General features: G+C 62.0%; 19 protein-coding genes. 11 read left to right on the top strand and 8 right to left on the bottom strand.

Features of this window, described 5'->3' with window-relative positions; translation table 11 throughout:
* Nucleotides 1-81 precede the first annotated feature (81 nt).
* The 3 genes from rsxB (at nucleotide 82) to NCR98_RS04595 (ending at nucleotide 2176) form a co-directional block, all read left to right on the top strand.
* Nucleotides 82-1002 carry an electron transport complex subunit RsxB gene (gene rsxB, locus NCR98_RS04605; RefSeq protein WP_502799711.1) on the top strand — a complete coding sequence of 307 codons (921 nt, stop codon included), beginning with the start codon at nucleotides 82-84 and terminating at the stop codon, nucleotides 1000-1002.
* Nucleotides 999-1643: an endonuclease III gene (nth, locus tag NCR98_RS04600; RefSeq protein ID WP_244827511.1), complete on the top strand. Its 645-nt coding sequence runs from the start codon at nucleotides 999-1001 to the stop codon at nucleotides 1641-1643. The genes rsxB and nth overlap by 4 nt, the downstream gene beginning before the upstream one ends.
* 101 nt (nucleotides 1644-1744) lie before the next feature.
* On the top strand, nucleotides 1745-2176 hold the full coding sequence (locus tag NCR98_RS04595; protein WP_250464171.1) for a DUF1841 family protein: 432 nt from the start codon (nucleotides 1745-1747) through the stop codon (nucleotides 2174-2176).
* A 96-nt stretch (nucleotides 2177-2272) separates the two neighbouring features.
* Here NCR98_RS04595 and NCR98_RS04590 read toward each other — a convergent pair whose 3' ends face one another.
* Together NCR98_RS04590 and NCR98_RS04585 are read right to left on the bottom strand one after the other, a co-directional pair.
* Nucleotides 2273-2653 (bottom strand): c-type cytochrome, encoded by a 381-nt coding sequence (locus tag NCR98_RS04590; RefSeq protein WP_244827509.1) that lies wholly within the window; start codon nucleotides 2651-2653, stop codon nucleotides 2273-2275.
* Nucleotides 2654-2749: 96 nt separating this feature from the next.
* Entirely contained in the window at nucleotides 2750-3115 is a 366-nt protein-coding gene (locus NCR98_RS04585) for a c-type cytochrome (protein WP_061121774.1), read from the bottom strand.
* Nucleotides 3116-3512: 397 nt separating this feature from the next.
* Here NCR98_RS04585 and NCR98_RS04580 point away from each other — a divergent pair, with 397 nt between their 5' ends.
* The 7 genes from NCR98_RS04580 to NCR98_RS04550 all read left to right on the top strand — a co-directional run bounded on the left by NCR98_RS04580 (nucleotide 3513) and on the right by NCR98_RS04550 (nucleotide 9490).
* Nucleotides 3513-4355, top strand: coding sequence for an AAA family ATPase (locus NCR98_RS04580; protein ID WP_244827508.1), 843 nt, complete (start codon nucleotides 3513-3515; stop codon nucleotides 4353-4355).
* A gap of 22 nt (nucleotides 4356-4377) precedes the next feature.
* Complete coding sequence (locus NCR98_RS04575; RefSeq protein ID WP_244827507.1) at nucleotides 4378-4968, top strand: GNAT family N-acetyltransferase; 591 nt, start codon at nucleotides 4378-4380, stop codon at nucleotides 4966-4968.
* A 25-nt stretch (nucleotides 4969-4993) separates the two neighbouring features.
* The gene (locus NCR98_RS04570; protein WP_250525606.1) at nucleotides 4994-6169 is read left to right on the top strand and encodes a vWA domain-containing protein; all 1176 of its coding nucleotides are present in this window, start codon (nucleotides 4994-4996) and stop codon (nucleotides 6167-6169) included.
* A gap of 13 nt (nucleotides 6170-6182) precedes the next feature.
* Nucleotides 6183-7385, top strand: coding sequence for a benzoate/H(+) symporter BenE family transporter (locus NCR98_RS04565; RefSeq protein ID WP_250464170.1), 1203 nt, complete (start codon nucleotides 6183-6185; stop codon nucleotides 7383-7385).
* A 61-nt stretch (nucleotides 7386-7446) separates the two neighbouring features.
* On the top strand, nucleotides 7447-7692 hold the full coding sequence (locus NCR98_RS04560) for an energy transducer TonB family protein (protein WP_250525605.1): 246 nt from the start codon (nucleotides 7447-7449) through the stop codon (nucleotides 7690-7692).
* Nucleotides 7693-7902: 210 nt separating this feature from the next.
* Nucleotides 7903-8856: a transaldolase gene (gene tal, locus NCR98_RS04555; protein WP_244827503.1), complete on the top strand. Its 954-nt coding sequence runs from the start codon at nucleotides 7903-7905 to the stop codon at nucleotides 8854-8856.
* Between the two features lie 199 nt (nucleotides 8857-9055).
* Nucleotides 9056-9490 carry a VOC family protein gene (locus NCR98_RS04550; protein WP_250525604.1) on the top strand — a complete coding sequence of 145 codons (435 nt, stop codon included), beginning with the start codon at nucleotides 9056-9058 and terminating at the stop codon, nucleotides 9488-9490.
* A 34-nt stretch (nucleotides 9491-9524) separates the two neighbouring features.
* Here the strand turns inward: NCR98_RS04550 and NCR98_RS04545 are convergent, their stop codons facing one another.
* The 6 genes from NCR98_RS04545 to NCR98_RS04520 form a co-directional block, all read right to left on the bottom strand.
* Nucleotides 9525-10613 carry an FUSC family protein gene (locus NCR98_RS04545; RefSeq protein WP_250464166.1) on the bottom strand — a complete coding sequence of 363 codons (1089 nt, stop codon included), beginning with the start codon at nucleotides 10611-10613 and terminating at the stop codon, nucleotides 9525-9527.
* Between the two features lie 89 nt (nucleotides 10614-10702).
* Nucleotides 10703-12253: a monocarboxylate uptake permease MctP gene (gene mctP / locus NCR98_RS04540; RefSeq protein WP_244827999.1), complete on the bottom strand. Its 1551-nt coding sequence runs from the start codon at nucleotides 12251-12253 to the stop codon at nucleotides 10703-10705.
* Complete coding sequence (locus NCR98_RS04535) at nucleotides 12253-12510, bottom strand: DUF3311 domain-containing protein (protein WP_244827500.1); 258 nt, start codon at nucleotides 12508-12510, stop codon at nucleotides 12253-12255. Before NCR98_RS04535 ends, mctP begins: the two co-directional genes overlap by 1 nt.
* 248 nt (nucleotides 12511-12758) lie before the next feature.
* The gene (locus NCR98_RS04530) at nucleotides 12759-13661 is read right to left on the bottom strand and encodes a class I SAM-dependent methyltransferase (RefSeq protein ID WP_250525603.1); all 903 of its coding nucleotides are present in this window, start codon (nucleotides 13659-13661) and stop codon (nucleotides 12759-12761) included.
* Nucleotides 13658-14140 (bottom strand): DNA-deoxyinosine glycosylase, encoded by a 483-nt coding sequence (locus NCR98_RS04525; protein ID WP_250525602.1) that lies wholly within the window; start codon nucleotides 14138-14140, stop codon nucleotides 13658-13660. The genes NCR98_RS04530 and NCR98_RS04525 overlap by 4 nt, the downstream gene beginning before the upstream one ends.
* A complete protein-coding gene (locus tag NCR98_RS04520; protein WP_250525601.1) occupies nucleotides 14137-14784 on the bottom strand; it encodes a chorismate--pyruvate lyase family protein in 648 nt (215 codons plus the stop codon). The genes NCR98_RS04525 and NCR98_RS04520 overlap by 4 nt, the downstream gene beginning before the upstream one ends.
* Before the next feature lie 124 nt (nucleotides 14785-14908).
* On the opposite strand from NCR98_RS04520, the gene NCR98_RS04515 reads away from it, so the two are divergent.
* Nucleotides 14909-15160 carry a hypothetical protein gene (locus NCR98_RS04515; protein ID WP_250525600.1) on the top strand — a complete coding sequence of 84 codons (252 nt, stop codon included), beginning with the start codon at nucleotides 14909-14911 and terminating at the stop codon, nucleotides 15158-15160.
* Nucleotides 15161-15193 lie beyond the last annotated feature (33 nt).

The raw sequence follows: 15193 nt of genomic DNA, 5'->3' as shown, positions 1-15193 counted from the left end.
GCACGACTATTTGCGACTTCGGCGATAATGACGCCTAAACCCGAGCGCGTACCGTCGTCAAAAGCGGAATAAGCGCGCCGAATGCAGGCAGCGAGCAACCGTCATACGTGTTTGATTGTGGTCGAGCCGTTCTTGCGCTCCTCCCTGCCTCGACTCCCCAAGCCATATCGCGACCCCTTCGTGACCGTTATCGTTTCAAAGACGCTCGCCGAGCGCATTGAAGATTTGCTGCCGCAGACCCAGTGCACCAAGTGCGGCTATCCCGCCTGTGGGCCTTACGCGGAAGCCATCGCCGCGGGCGATGCAAACTACAACCAGTGCCCGCCAGGCGGCGCACAAGGCATCGCGCGGCTCGCTCGATTGCTCGACAAGCCCGTGATTGCGCTCGACACCACGCATGGCGTTGAACGTCCGCGTCCCGTTGCCGTGATCGACGAGAACGTGTGCATCGGTTGCACGCTTTGCATGCAGGCGTGCCCTGTCGATGCAATCGTCGGTGCGGCGAAACAGATGCATACGGTCATTCCCGAACTGTGCACGGGTTGCGATCTATGCGTGCCGCCCTGCCCCGTCGATTGCATCACGATGATTCCCGTGACCGGCGACGCCACCGGCTGGAATGCGTGGTCTCAACCGGAAGCCGACGCGGCGCGCGAGCGTCACGACCGGCGCGTGGCGCGCGACGAACGTGAGCGCGCGGCGGCCGAAGCGCGTGCATCGGCACGTCGGGCGCAAGCGGCGGCATCTTCCGCACAGCCTGAAGCAGCCGCAAGCGCCGCCGCGCAAGCCGACGACCCCGAAGCCAGGAAACGCGCGATCATTCAGGCCGCGCTCGACCGCGCACGCAAGAAGAAGGAAGAGATGGCGCGCGCAGGCACCGGCCCGAAGAACACGGACAACGTAAGCCCCGCCGTGCAAGCGCAGATCGATGCCGCCGAGGAGCGCCGCCGGCGGCTCGCCATGCAGGAAGACGCGAACAACGATCCCCCGAACTCCCGATGAACGCCAAAAAGCGCCGCGCCATCTTCGAAACGTTGCAAAGCATCGACCCGGAACCGAAGACGGAGCTCGAATACACGACGCCATTCGAACTGTTGATCGCCGTGATGCTCTCGGCGCAAGCCACCGATGTCTCCGTCAACAAGGCGATGCGCAAGATGTTCCCCGTCGCCAACACGCCCGGGAAAGTGCTTGCGCTCGGCGAGGAAGGCGTGACGGACTATATCCGCACGATCGGGCTGTATCGGACCAAGGCGAAGAACGTGATCGCAACGTGCCGGATGTTGATCGAGCAACACGGCGGTGAGGTGCCCGACAATCGCGAGGCGCTCGAAGCGCTGCCAGGCGTCGGACGCAAGACAGCGAATGTCGTGCTGAATATTGCGTTCGGGCAAGCGACCATTGCCGTCGACACGCATATCTTTCGCGTCGCCAATCGGACGGGACTGGCGCCGGGCAAGGACGTGCGGGCGGTCGAAACCGCGCTGGAGAAGTATGTCCCGGTTGAATTTTTGCAGCACGCGCATCACTGGCTGATCCTGCATGGGCGATACGTCTGCAAGGCGCGCGTGCCGGAGTGCTGGCATTGCGCGATCGAGCCGCTTTGCGAATATCGGCCGAAGACGCCGGCGCCGGTGGTTTGAATCGCCGGGCAGCCAAGCGCCAATTGCCCCAGCGCTCAAGCAGAACTCCTACCCCTAGCTCTACAATAGCGGTCTGAATCCCGCAATCGAATCAATACCTTATGTTCAACCCTAGCCGCGACGAAGTTCGTCAGTTCTTCACCGAAACCTGGCGCAAGGAGCGCGCGAGCGAGATTCTCACGCCGCTCGAAAGCATGGCCGCCGACTGGATGCGCGAGCATCCGGAATATCACGACGCGCTCATCGATCCTGAAGCACAAGGCGCGGACTATTCACCCGATCGCGGCCAGAGCAACCCGTTTCTGCATCTGTCGATGCATCTTGCGATCACCGAACAGTTGTCGATCGATCAGCCGCCTGGCATTCGTCGAGCGCACGAGCGACTGGCCGCGCGGCTCGGTTCCACGCACGAGGCGCAGCACGCCATCATGGAATGCCTCGGGCAGGTGATCTGGGAAGCGCAGCGCAGCAACACGCCGCCAGATACCGACGCATATCTCGCGCTCATCGAGCGTCGAGCTTCAAAGGACTAACTTCGCCGGACTAAACATCTTCGAAGCCGCGCGACAAAGCAAAACACCCCGCTCGATGCGGGGTGTTTCGTTTGATGCGAACGAACCGAAGCGCGCTTACTTCTTCAGCACGAGGTTGCCATCGAGCGATTCGATATAAGCCGCGAGATCCTTCAGGTCGCTCTGCGACAGGTTCTGCACCTGCGCCGCCATGATGGCGTTGTTGCGGCCGAAATTCGGATTTCCGCCGCCAATCTGATACTGCCGGAGCGCCCAGTAGATATAGCTCGCATGCTGACCCGCGAGACGCGGATACTCGCCGCTCACTGGTTTATTGAGGTTAGGGCCGTGGCAGGCCGAGCAATTGTGGCTCTCGGACAGTGCCTTGCCGTTGCCGACGTCCGCCGCGTGCGCAACATTCAACGCCGCCATGCCGATGAGCGCCGCTGCCGCGCATGCCGCCTTGAAGCTTGTGTGGAGTGCCTGAGAGGGCATCATGAATTCTCCTGTGTCCATGCAATACCGGATTGCCGTATCGACGTCGGCGCATGAGTGCGCGCGCGTCGCATCGAGTCAAACGCTAAACAGCACGGATCACTTGTCGGGATTGTTCTTCGATTGGGGAGTTTGCGCGGCGTAGTACGCGGCAATATCGGCGATGTCCTGATCGGACAAGGTAGTCGCGATGGCGCGCATGGTGTCGAAGTGGCGGTCGCCCTTCTTGTAGGCATGCAGCGCGTTGGCGATGTACTGCGCGTTCTGGCCGCCGAGCATGGGCACTTCATAAACCTCGGGATACGCCGTGCGATAGCCGGGTATGCCGTGGCAGCCGATGCACATCGCGACCTTGCCCTCAGCGGCCTTTGCGTTGCCCACGACGTCGGCCGACGCCTGGGTCGCGAAGCCGGCAAGACCCGACAGCGCTGCAATCACGGCACATTTGCCGACAAAATTGTTCATAGCTTCTAACCTAGCATGAGGGGAAATCCGGCGCGCTTCTACCGCCTGGGGCCAAGGCCGCGCCGAGCGCATCACAACCTTCTCGGGACTGTTTTCGCTATTTAGCCACGCAGGCCAAAAAAATCGGGCTAATTGTACCGCGCGACCTCCCCACCGTCCACAAGGGGAGATCGCGCGAAAGCCCTGCTGACAAGGGGAATCGGCTGAAAAGCAGCCCACCCGCCTGCGACAATTGGTCCCTGCACAAACATTCCGATTGACTTCGCCCGACTTCGGATGCAGGGCCGGCGCGCGTGCTCCGGCGTGCCTGAAGCGGCTCACACGATACCCCGGCAAGCCCCGATGCCAAAAGGTCTTCTGACTTATACTGGGATTTTTTTCCTCCCCGGACTTCGTCATGCGTTTCGAAGGCTCATCGCAATACGTCGCGACCGACGACCTCAAACTCGCGGTGAACGCCGCGGTGACGCTGCAACGCCCGCTCCTCATCAAGGGTGAACCCGGCACCGGCAAGACCATGCTTGCCGAGGAAGTGGCAAGCGCGCTCGGCATGCCGCTCCTGCAATGGCATATCAAGTCGACCACCAAGGCCCAGCAAGGCCTCTACGAATACGACGCCGTCTCGCGCCTGCGCGACTCGCAACTCGGCGACGAGCGCGTGAAGGACATCCGCAACTACATCGTCAAGGGCGTGCTGTGGCAGGCCTTCGAAGCGGATCGACAGACGGTGCTCCTGATCGATGAGATCGACAAGGCCGATATCGAGTTTCCGAACGACCTGCTGCGCGAACTCGACCGCATGGAGTTCTATGTCTACGAGACGCGGGAACTAGTGAAGGCGCGGCATCGGCCGCTCGTCATCATCACGTCGAACAATGAGAAGGAACTGCCCGACGCGTTCCTGCGCCGCTGCTTCTTCCACTACATCAAGTTCCCGGATGCGCAGACGATGAAAGAAATCGTCGAAGTGCATTACCCGGACATCAAGCAGGAGTTGCTCGCCGCCGCGATGCAGAGCTTCTTCGAACTGCGCAACGTGTCGGGCCTGAAGAAGAAGCCGTCCACCTCCGAGCTGCTCGACTGGCTGAAGTTGCTTCTCGCCGACGACATCCCGCCTGAAGCACTGCGCTCGACTGATCAAAAGCAGATCGTGCCGCCGCTGCACGGCGCGCTTCTGAAGAATGAACAGGACGTCGCGCTATTCGAGCGGCTTCTGTTCATGAACCGCAACAACCGCTAACCAAGCCCTGGAAAAAGCACGCATGAGCCGCTGGATCGAACCCGTCACGCTCGAAGGCGAGCACGTCAAGCTCGTGCCGCTCACCGTCGAACACGAAGCCGCGCTCACGGCCGCTGCTTCCGACGGCGAGTTGTGGAAACTCTGGTACACCTTCGTGCCGTCGCCCGACAAGACGCGCGCATATATCGATACAGCGCTCGACATGCGCGACCGTCTTGGCGCGCATCCCTTCGCGGTGATCGATGCGAAGACCGGCGATGTCGTCGGTTCCACGCGCTATTTCGCGGTCGACGAAACGCATCGGCGGCTGGAAATCGGCCATACGTGGTATGCAAAGCGCGTGCAGCGCACCGCGCTCAACACCGAAGCCAAGCTGCTCCTGCTCACGCATGCCTTCGAAAGGCTCGATGCGATCGCCGTCGAGTTCCGCACGCATTTCATGAATCACCGCTCGCGTGCAGCCATTGCGGGGCTTGGCGCGAAGCAAGACGGCATTCTGCGCAACCATCAGATAGGACGCGACGGCGTGTTGCGCGATACCGTCGTGTTCTCGATCATTCAGTCGGAATGGCCCGCGGTGCGCGCGCATCTGAAGTATCGGCTCGACCGCTGATTCACCTCGCTATGGAGAGCGCGCCATGCTGATCGACTTTTTCTACTCGCTGCGCGACGCGAAGCTGCCCGTCTCGGTCAAGGAATACCTGACCTTGCTCGAAGCGCTGAAGGCCCAGGTCATCTCGCCCTCGCTCGACGAGTTCTATTTCCTCGCGCGCATGGCGCTCGTCAAGGACGAGAAGTACTTCGACAAGTTCGACCGCGCGTTCGGCGCGTACTTTCATGGCATCACCGAGTTGCCCGACGAAGCCTTCGAGGTTCCGCTCGACTGGCTCAAGAAGCGGCTCGAACGCGACTTCACGCCGGAAGAGAAAAAGCGCATCGAGGCAATGGGCGGTATCGACAAGCTGATGGAGCGCCTGAAGGAACTGCTCGACGAGCAAAAGGACCGCCACGAAGGCGGCAACAAGTGGATCGGCACGGGCGGCACGTCGCCATTCGGACATGGCGGATACAACCCGGAAGGCATCCGCATTGGCGGCGATTCGCCCGGCGAGCGCAGCGCGGTCAAGGTGTGGAACGAGCGCGCCTATGCCGATTACGACGATCAGGTGGAAATCGGCACGCGCAACATCAAGGTCGCCTTGCGACGCTTGCGCCGCTTCGCGCGCGAAGGCGCCGCGGACGAACTCGATTTGCCCGACACCATTCGCAGCACGGCAGCCAACGCCGGCTGGCTCGATCTGAAGATGGTGCCGGAGCGCCACAACAAAGTGAAAGTGCTGATGCTGCTCGATGTCGGCGGCTCCATGGACGATCACATCAAGCGCGTCGAAGAGCTTTTTTCGGCGGCGAAGGCCGAGTTCAAGCATCTCGAGTTCTTTTACTTCCACAACTGTGTGTACGACTATCTGTGGAAGAACAATCGGCGCCGGCATGCCGAACGCACGCCGACCTTCGACGTGCTGCACAAGTTCACGCCGGACTACAAGCTGATCTTCGTCGGCGACGCCACCATGAGTCCCTACGAAGTGCTGCAACCAGGCGGCTCGGTCGAATACAACAACGCCGAAGCCGGCGCGGTGTGGCTGCGGCGTCTTGCCGATCAGTTCCCGCATCATGCGTGGCTGAACCCGGAGCCCGAGCGGCTGTGGGAATATCGCCAGTCCGTTTCCGCGATCCGCCATGTCCTCGGCAACCGCATGTACGCGCTCACCATGGCAGGCCTCGAAAGCGCGATGCGCACGCTGTCCAAATAACCATCCACCACGCATGAACGTCTCTTCCTCCACGCCCGCCCCGCTTCGCCCGCTTGCCGATACCTCCCTTTCCGCCATCGTCGCCGGCTTCGTCGCGATGATGACCGGCTACACCAGTTCGCTCGTGCTGATGTTCCAGGCGGGCCAGGCCGCGCATCTGTCGGACGCGCAGATTTCGTCGTGGATCTGGGCGCTTTCCATCGGCATGGCGCTGTGCACGATCGGCTTGTCGCTGCGCTATCGCGCGCCTATCGTCGTCGCGTGGTCGACGCCGGGCGCGGCCTTGCTCATCTCGTCGCTGCCGAACGTGGCGTATGGCGAGGCGATCGGGGCGTTCATCGTGTGCGCGGTGCTCCTGACCGCGGTCGGCGTGACGGGCTGGTTCGACACGCTCATGAAGCGCATTCCGTCGGGCATCGCCGCAGCCTTGCTTGCGGGCATTCTGTTCGAAATCGGCATCGAGATTTTTCGAGCGGCGCAAATGCAGACGGCGCTCGTGCTAGTGATGTTCTTCACGTACCTCATCGCCAAGCGCCTGGCGCCGCGTTACGCCATTCCGGCGACGCTCATCGCCGGAATCGCCGTCGCGGGTTCGCTCGGACTGCTCGACTTTTCGCGCTTCCATGTGGCGCTCGCACACCCCGTTTTCACGATGCCGTCGTTCTCCGTCTCGGCAATCGTGAGCATCGGCATTCCGCTCTTCATCGTGGCGATGGCCTCGCAAAACGTGCCGGGCATCGCCGTCTTGCGCGCCGACGGCTACGACACGCCTTCCGCGCCGCTCATTTCGACCACCGGCATCGCTTCCTTGCTGCTCGCGCCGTTCGGCTCGCACGGCGTCAATCTCGCGGCGATCACGGCCGCCATCTGCACCGGCCGCGAAGCGCATGAAAATCGCGACAAGCGTTATACGGCGGCGGTCTGGTGCGGCATTTTCTATCTCGTCGCGGGCACGTTCGGTGCGACCATCGCTGCACTGTTCGCGGCGTTCCCGAAAGCGCTGGTCGTTTCGGTCGCGGCGCTCGCGCTTTTCGGTTCGATCATGAGCGGACTCGCCAACGCCATGCACGACGTGCGCCAGCGCGAGCCGGCGCTCGTCACGTTCATGGTGACGGCTTCCGGGCTGACCCTGCTGTCGATCGGCTCCGCATTCTGGGGTTTAATCGCGGGCGTCGTGACGCATCTGATCCTTAATGCGCGCCGGCCGAGCGCCTAAAATGACGGTATCGGCCGGCATTATCTGGCCGAGACATTGCAACTACTTCTGCATCACCGTCATGTCTCTGATCGACAAATTACTGGCGCGCGGCATCTCCGCCGGCGCGACAAAGCGCAAGACGATCGTTCGCGTCCTGCTCGACGACACCGGCACCGTCCAGGATGTCGTGCTCAAAAAAAGTTGCGGCGATACGGCCAAGGACGCGCGCGCCCTCAAGGAAGTACGCGCCATGCGCTTTCCACGCGGGCAGATCGGTTCAGGCACGGTGCGGCGCTGGCACGAGCTGGCGTACAGCATCGAGTGACCGCGCTGTAAGAAACCGCGCCGTGCAGCTCCGGTCGAAGCCGGGCATGCCGCGTGCGCGCTTTCAAGCGTGAAACCCGTGCGCGGGACTAGAATGATGAAGTGAGAAATCAGGGGCGCGCCGCAGCCGAAGCATCGCATGCGGCGTCGCGTTCAAGGGCAAACCGCGGGCCACCGCAATTGACAAGGCGCACTGCGCCGACAACTCGACATGACATCCGCTCTCGACCAGCTCAAGCAATACACCACCGTCGTCGCCGATACCGGCGACTTCCAGCAATTCGTCGCGTTCAAGCCGCAGGACGCCACGACCAATCCGTCGCTGATCCTGAAGGCCGTGCAGAAGGACGACTACAAACCGCTGCTCGAGAAGACCGTCAAGGAGCACAAGGACAAGCCGATGGGTCAGATCATCGACAATCTGCTCGTCGCGTTCGGCACCGAGATTCTGAAGATCATTCCGGGCCGCGTATCGACCGAAGTCGACGCACGCCTTTCGTTCGACACCAAAGGCTCAATCGACAAGGCACACGAAATCATCAAGCTGTACGACGCAGCGGGCATCTCGAAGGACCGCGTGCTGATCAAGCTGGCGTCCACGTGGGAAGGAATCCGCGCGGCCGAGGTGCTGCAAAAGGAAGGCATCCACTGCAACATGACGCTCTTGTTCTCGCTGGCGCAAGCCGTCGCGTGCGCGGAAGCCGGTGCGCAACTGATCTCGCCGTTCGTCGGCCGCATCTACGACTGGTACAAGAAGTCGGCGGGCGCCGAATGGGACGAAGCGAAAATGGGCGGCGCTAACGATCCGGGCGTGCAGTCGGTGCGCCGCATCTACGCGTACTACAAGAAGTTTGGCTACAAGACGGAAGTCATGGGCGCGAGTTTCCGCACGGTGAGCCAGATCACGGAACTCGCGGGTTGCGATCTTTTGACCATCAGCCCCGATCTCCTGAAGAAACTCGCCGACAGCGACGAGAAGGTTGAGCGCAAGCTCTCCGCGGATTCGGTCAAGAACGAGAACGTCGAGAAGATCAGCGTCGATGAGCCGACCTTCCGCTTCCTCGTCAACGACGACGCCATGGCCACCGAAAAACTCGCGGAAGGTATCCGCGCGTTCGCTGCCGATGCAATAAAGCTCGAAAAGCTGATTACCGCGCTTCAATAAGCCGGGCGCTTCCCCGCATGCAGTACAACAAAATGGCGCACTCACACTGCGCCATTTTGTTGTCATGGGTCAGTGTTTCTGTAAACGCACTATTCCCGTTTATTTTGACCTAAATTGACCTTTTCCCAGTTTCCATAAACGCGCGTTGCAATAGACTGCGAGGCTCTGAGGCAAAACGTAAGAGCTTAAAAAGTCAGTCATGCAACTCGATACTTATGTGTTCTTCAACGGCGACTGCGCGGACGCGCTCGCTCTGTACCAAACCGCACTCGGCGCGGAGATTCATGCGCTGATCCGCTTTCGCGACACGCCCGACAGCGCGAGCGTTCCGCCCGAATGGCAGGACAAGGTCATGCACGCGCTCTTCAGCGTGGGACCTAACGCCATCATGGTGTCGGACGGCCAGTTCGGTCAGCCGTCGAAGGCTTATCAGGGCTTCACGCTGTCCATCGCCGCCGACGACGCGGCTTCCGGCGAGCGCATGTTCACCCAGCTCGTCGAAGGCGGCGAAGTGCTGACCCCGTGGCAGGCCACTTTCTTCACGGCAGGCTTCGGCATGCTGAAGGATCGTTTCGGCGTGCCCTGGCTCATCAACGTGGTCAATACCACCGAGGAAGCACCCGCGCAGGCGTGACAGCCCGCTCACTGAAGGCGCGAGACGAGCACAGTCAATCGTTGAGCGGCCGTGCGCCTTCTATGTTCCACTGCCGCTCGATCTCACTCAGTCGCAAGCGCAGGCGTTCCACCTGCTCCGCAAAACGCATGGCGAGCCAGTGCATGCCCTGCGTCGATAAATCCCTTTCGTTCGCTTCTCCTGGCATCGGCGTGAATACGGTCAGGTCCACGCGTCGGTGCAAAAGACCCACGCGCCCGAAACGCAGCGCGCGCGACATGCGCAGCAGCTTGTGCCGCGCCTCCTGCTCACGCGGCGTGCAGTCGATGCCGAAATTCTCCCCCGCCGACGAAGCCAGCATTTCCAGTGCCGCCAGGATCGAACGATGCAGGCGCTGAATCTCCTCTAGCCGCGCAATTGGCACATGTGTTTCCTTTGCGACCGATTCCATCAAGCCGCGCGCCTGCACGAGACGCTGGCTCATCGCTAGAAAGCGCCGCGTGGTTTCCTCGGGCAACAGCGGCTTGCCATCGAGCAATGCGCCGTAAAGCCGCGCGCATTCGCGCAGGTTGTCCGCCAGCCGATAGCGCCACGAATACGTTGCGTACTGCGGCAGCACGAACGAGAACGCCAGCGCGATGGCAATGCCGATCATCACATTGGCCGTGCGCCACAGCCCGACATCGAAGGAAAGATCGCCATGACCGGAGACGATGACCATTGTGATCGCGGTCAGCAGCGCGACATAGCCCGCCTTGCCAATTGCGTAGTAGGCGCACGCGCCCGCGAACAGGGACATTAGAAAGAAAAACAGCAGGAGCGAGCCGAACAGCGCATGCACGAGGATCAAAAAGAGGCCGATGCCCGCGCCGAGCGCCGTACCCAGTGCCCGTTCAACGGCTTTCTTGCGGATATTGCCGTAGTGCTGTAAGCCGCCGATCACGACCAGCAGCGACACCGACGCCCACACGCCATGCGGCACGTTGATGCCGGTCGTCACCAGAAACGAGGTTGCCATGCCGAGCGCGACGCGCACCGCGTGGATCACGTTCGCATGCCGGTATCGAAAATACGGCGAAGCGAGCCCGTGCATGAGCCGCCTTGCCTGCATGCGCCGGGGTGACACGGAAGTCTGTAAGGGCATGGTCGCTCGTGGTCCGAAGTCGAAACGCCCGCAACAGCCGGAAGGCGGTTACGGGCGTTCAGGGTATCAAACGCGGAGAAATCGCGCGATCAACCTTCCACGATGTCCAGATAATCTTCCGGACGCGTACGGTCATCCGAACGTTTGAGGCCGAGCGCGCGTACCAGCAGGCTCACGACGATGGACACCACGAGATTGACGATCAACGCCCACACCGCCGCATAGCCCGGCACGGCGTAGCCGAACATATGCACCGTGAAGATCGAGCCCTTGAGCTGCAGCGACACGGCCATCCACGTACCCGTGCCGATACCCACCGCCCAGCCGATCAGCAGACCGCGATGATCCAGCACGCGCGTATAGAGACCGAGCACGAGCGCGGGAAGCGTCTGGATGATCCAGATGCCGCCGAGCAGTTGCAACTGGATGGCATAAGTGAGCGGCAGCGCGAGAATGAACACCACCGCGCCCACTTTCACGATCAGCGAGACGAGCTTGGCGACGTTGGTTTCTTGCTCGGGCGTCATCGACCGGTTGACGAACTCGCGATGCACATTGCGCGTGTAGAGGTTGGCCGCCGCGATCGACATGATCGCCGCGGGCACCAGCGCGCCGATGCCGATGGCCGCGAACGCCACGCCCACGAACCACGACGGGAAGTAATGCAGAAAGAGCGCCGGCACGGCGAAGTTCGCGCCATAGGCCTTGAAGTACGACGCGTATTCCGGCATGTCCTTCACGCCCGAGGCAAGCGCCATGTAGCCGAGCAGCGCGAGCAGCCCGAGCACGAGCGAGTACGCGGGCAACAGTGCCATGTTGCGGCGAATGGTGTTGCCCGAGTTCGACGAAAGAATCGCCGTCACCGAGTGCGGATACAGGAACAGCGCGAGCGCCGAACCCACCGCGAGCGTCGCGTACGCGCTGTAGCCGTTGAGGCTCGCGGTATCGGGCGCCTTCAAGAGCAGCTTGGCGGGCGGCACGACCCCGAAGATGTGCCCGAAGCCGCCGAGCTGCGCGGGAATGATGATCATCGCGGCGATGATGGTGATGTAGATCAGGACGTCCTTCACCACGGCGATCATCGCGGGCGCGCGCAGGCCCGAGGTGTACGTGTAGGCCGCGAGAATCGCGAACGCGATGATGAGCGGCATGTCGCCGAGCAACCCTTGCGTCGAAAAGCCGAGCGCGCCGATCACCACTTCGATGCCCACGAGTTGCAACGCGATATACGGCATGGTCGCGACGATACCCGTCACGGCGATCGCCAGCGCGAGCATGCGGCTGTTGTAGCGTGCATGCACGAAGTCGGCGGCGGTTACGTAGCCGTGCCGCTTCGCGATACTCCACAGCTTCGGAAACACAACGAAGGCGAACGGATAGATCAGGATGGTGTAAGGCAGCGCGAAGAAGCCCGTCGCGCCCGCGCCGAACACGAGCGCCGGCACGGCCACGAAGGTGTACGCGGTGTAGAGATCGCCGCCGAGCAGGAACCACGTGACGACGGTTCCGAAGCGCCGGCCGCCCAAGCCCCATTCGTCGAGCTGGCCGAGATCGCCCTTGCGCCAGTGCGCGGCGATGAAGCCGAGAATCGTCACGCCGACGAAGAACAGGACGAAGACGAAAGTCGCGGTGAGATTCATCATCGCGGGGCTCCTTGTCGGGGCGTGGCACGACCCGAGGACAGCGCCTTGGTCTTCTTATAGACGACGGCCGTGATGACCGCGCTGATCAGCACCCACAGCAACTGATACCAGTAAAAAAACGGAAAGCCCCACAGAACCGGCTCGATCTTGTTGTAAAACGGCACCCAAACCACGCCGATCCATGGAAGGATCAGAAGCCAGAGCCAATGCTTGTTGCGTGGTTGTCCTGTGCCGGTCGCAGCTTCGTGAGCCATGACGGTCTCCCTATTGTTTTGAGCATTCGCTTTGCGCGGCCAGGCGAGGACGGTCGGTCGCTCGCTCGAAAGGCCGGTTGCCATCTTGCATGGCACGCCGCTGAAAGCGCCCCGAAATAACAGGAGGAGTATATGGACCGAAAAACGCGGGTCAAGCAGGGGGAATCCCGACTAATCCCCTGATAAGAAATGAGATCGTAAAAATCGCCGGGATGGCCTGCCTGGATTGGCTGGAGCGGATCCGGGAATCAGATGGCGAACGAACCGGTCATCGGCAGCTTCGCGGTTTCGGCCAGGCCTTTCACCCACTTGCGCGCGGGCAGGCCGAGTTGCGCTTCGATCAGCCTGGCGCGGGCTTCGAGCGCGGCGAACGGCACGTCGAGCGCGGGACCGGCGAAGGCGAGCGCGATACGGTTGCCGTCGTGTACTTCCGGCAGCGCGATCACGCGATGGGCGAATGCCTCGTTCAGATGCCGCATGTTGCGCACGAAGCTCGGGTGATCGCCGAACAGGTTGATCGTGACGACGCCCGCATCCGGTGTGAGACACGCCCGGCACGCGCGATAGAACGACACGCTGTCGAGCACGGGACCGCGCGCGCTGGCGTCGTAGATATCGATCTGCAGCGCGCCGATGGTGCCGTGGTTCGCGCGGTCGTTGACGAACTCCCACGCGTCGCGTTCGGTGACGGTGAGGCGCGCGTCGTCGTACGGAAGCTCGAACATGGCGCGCGCGGCGATCACGACCGCCGGATTCAACTCGACCGCTTCGACTTGCGCGCGTTTCAGGAAGCGATAGCAGAACTTGGTGAGCGCGGCCGAGCCGAGCCCGAGTTGCACGATGCGCGCCGGCGTCTCGATGAAAAGCAGCCACGCCATCATCTGCTGCGCGTATTCGAGTTCGAGGTGATCGGGCTTTTTGATGCGCATCGCGCCCTGGATCCATTCAGTGCCGAAGTGCAGATAACGCACGCCGCCCTCTTCCGAGAACGTCACGGGCGCGAAGCGCGGCTTACGCGGCGCGTCGATGCGCGGCGCGTTGGCGAGATCGTCGTCATCGCCCTTGATGCGGCGGCGGTCCTGTTTCGCCGCGTCCTTGTTGCGGCCGAACGCGCGTGCTTCGGCGGATGCGCGCTTGATCAAATTCTTCATTGTGTGCTGAGAATGTCGCGCCAGACGCGCAGTTTTTGGTCGAACGAGAGCATAGCATTGGCCGCGCTCGACGAAGGCAGCACGAGCGTCGCGTAACCCGCGGCGCTCGCCTGCGCCTCGAAGCGGCCCGAAGTCTTGCCGTTGAAGCAGACTTTCCCGAGCGCGGGAAAGCGCGTGTGAAATGCGTGGAAGTCGTTCGCGGCGGCGTTGCGGATTGCGCTGTCGAGGCTGCCCTGGCGCTCGCATGCGGCGAGCACGTCCCATAAGCCGATCCGATGAGCGAGCAGGCGTTGCAGACGTTCCTCGTAGCTCAATTCATGCAGCGGTTCGCCGATCACCGCGCCCACGAGCCGCCAGAATTGATTGCGCGGATGCGCGTAGTACTGCGTCGCCGTCAGCGATGCGACGCCCGGGAAGCTGCCGAGAATCAGCGTATGCGTGGCGCGGTCGGCCACGGGCGCGAATCCGGTCAGCGTCATCGGGCTTTCTCGTCCGCGACGCGCTTCGCATGCGAGCTCAGGTGCTCGAACGCCCGCGCATGCTCACGATGATGAACACCCCGCGGTCTTGCCGATTCCGCGAGCCGGGCCCAGAGCGCATCGAGCATGCATTCGGTGACCATGAGCGGCGCGCCGTGGCGCAGGAATACCGAGCGGCGCGCGTGCAGAGCATGTCCGGGCGGCGTTTCGCGCAAGGCCAGCGCATGGAGCGGATGCCGCGCGGTGACGACGCGGCTTGCGAGTACGGAACGGGACACGCTGCTGTCGCTGTAAAGAAGTTCGGCGAGCGGGCGGGTGCGCAGGCGGCGCATCGATTGCCAGATGCCCGTGCTGTGCGACAGCGCGACGATGCTGTGCGCGACTACAACTGCGACGCCATCGACCTTCAACGCGACTTCGCGCGTCCACACCGGCGTGCGCGGCGTGACGCCGAGCGCTTGCCATTCGTCAAGCCACGGCGCGGCGACGCATTCGCGCGTCACTTCCACAGTGACTTGTCCTAGCGCGCGCAAGTGCGCGGTCAGGGAGCCGCCGCGTATGAGCCAGTCTTTTTGATGCCCCGTAAGCGATGCGAGCGGCGCGCTGCGCCAGTGGCGGTCGACGGGATCGGTGCAGGTCAGCATGGCGTTAATTATAAAACCGCGCTGGCCCTTCGGACAAATCGTATGGAATGGCGGCGCGCAACGCAGCACACTGAATTGCAGACCGTGGATTTCACGATCAGCGCATTTATAAAAGGATATCTAAATGTCTAAAAACACAAAGCAGACGTCGAACAAGGTGGCGCATTTGGCATCCGAGACGCTTCATGATCCGAAAGCATCGGAGATCAAAAAGAGTCTTGCCGCGTCGGCTCTATCACAGGCCCATAGCGCGAAGCAAACAAGCGGCGCGATGGAGCACAAGGCAAGCGAAGTGCTGAAAAGCCCGAAGTATTCGAAGGAAACGAAGACGCTAGCTGCTTCCGTGCTCGCCCAATCCAACAAGGACCGCAAGTAAAAATACGCGCTGCCGGTCCGTTCCGGCAGCGCG

This window comes from Caballeronia sp. GAWG2-1 (assembly GCF_023631405.1).
Classification (GTDB): Bacteria; Pseudomonadota; Gammaproteobacteria; order Burkholderiales; family Burkholderiaceae; genus Caballeronia.
Note: the sequence above shows the minus strand (reverse complement) of the source record. Positions and strands in the feature narration are given on the sequence as shown.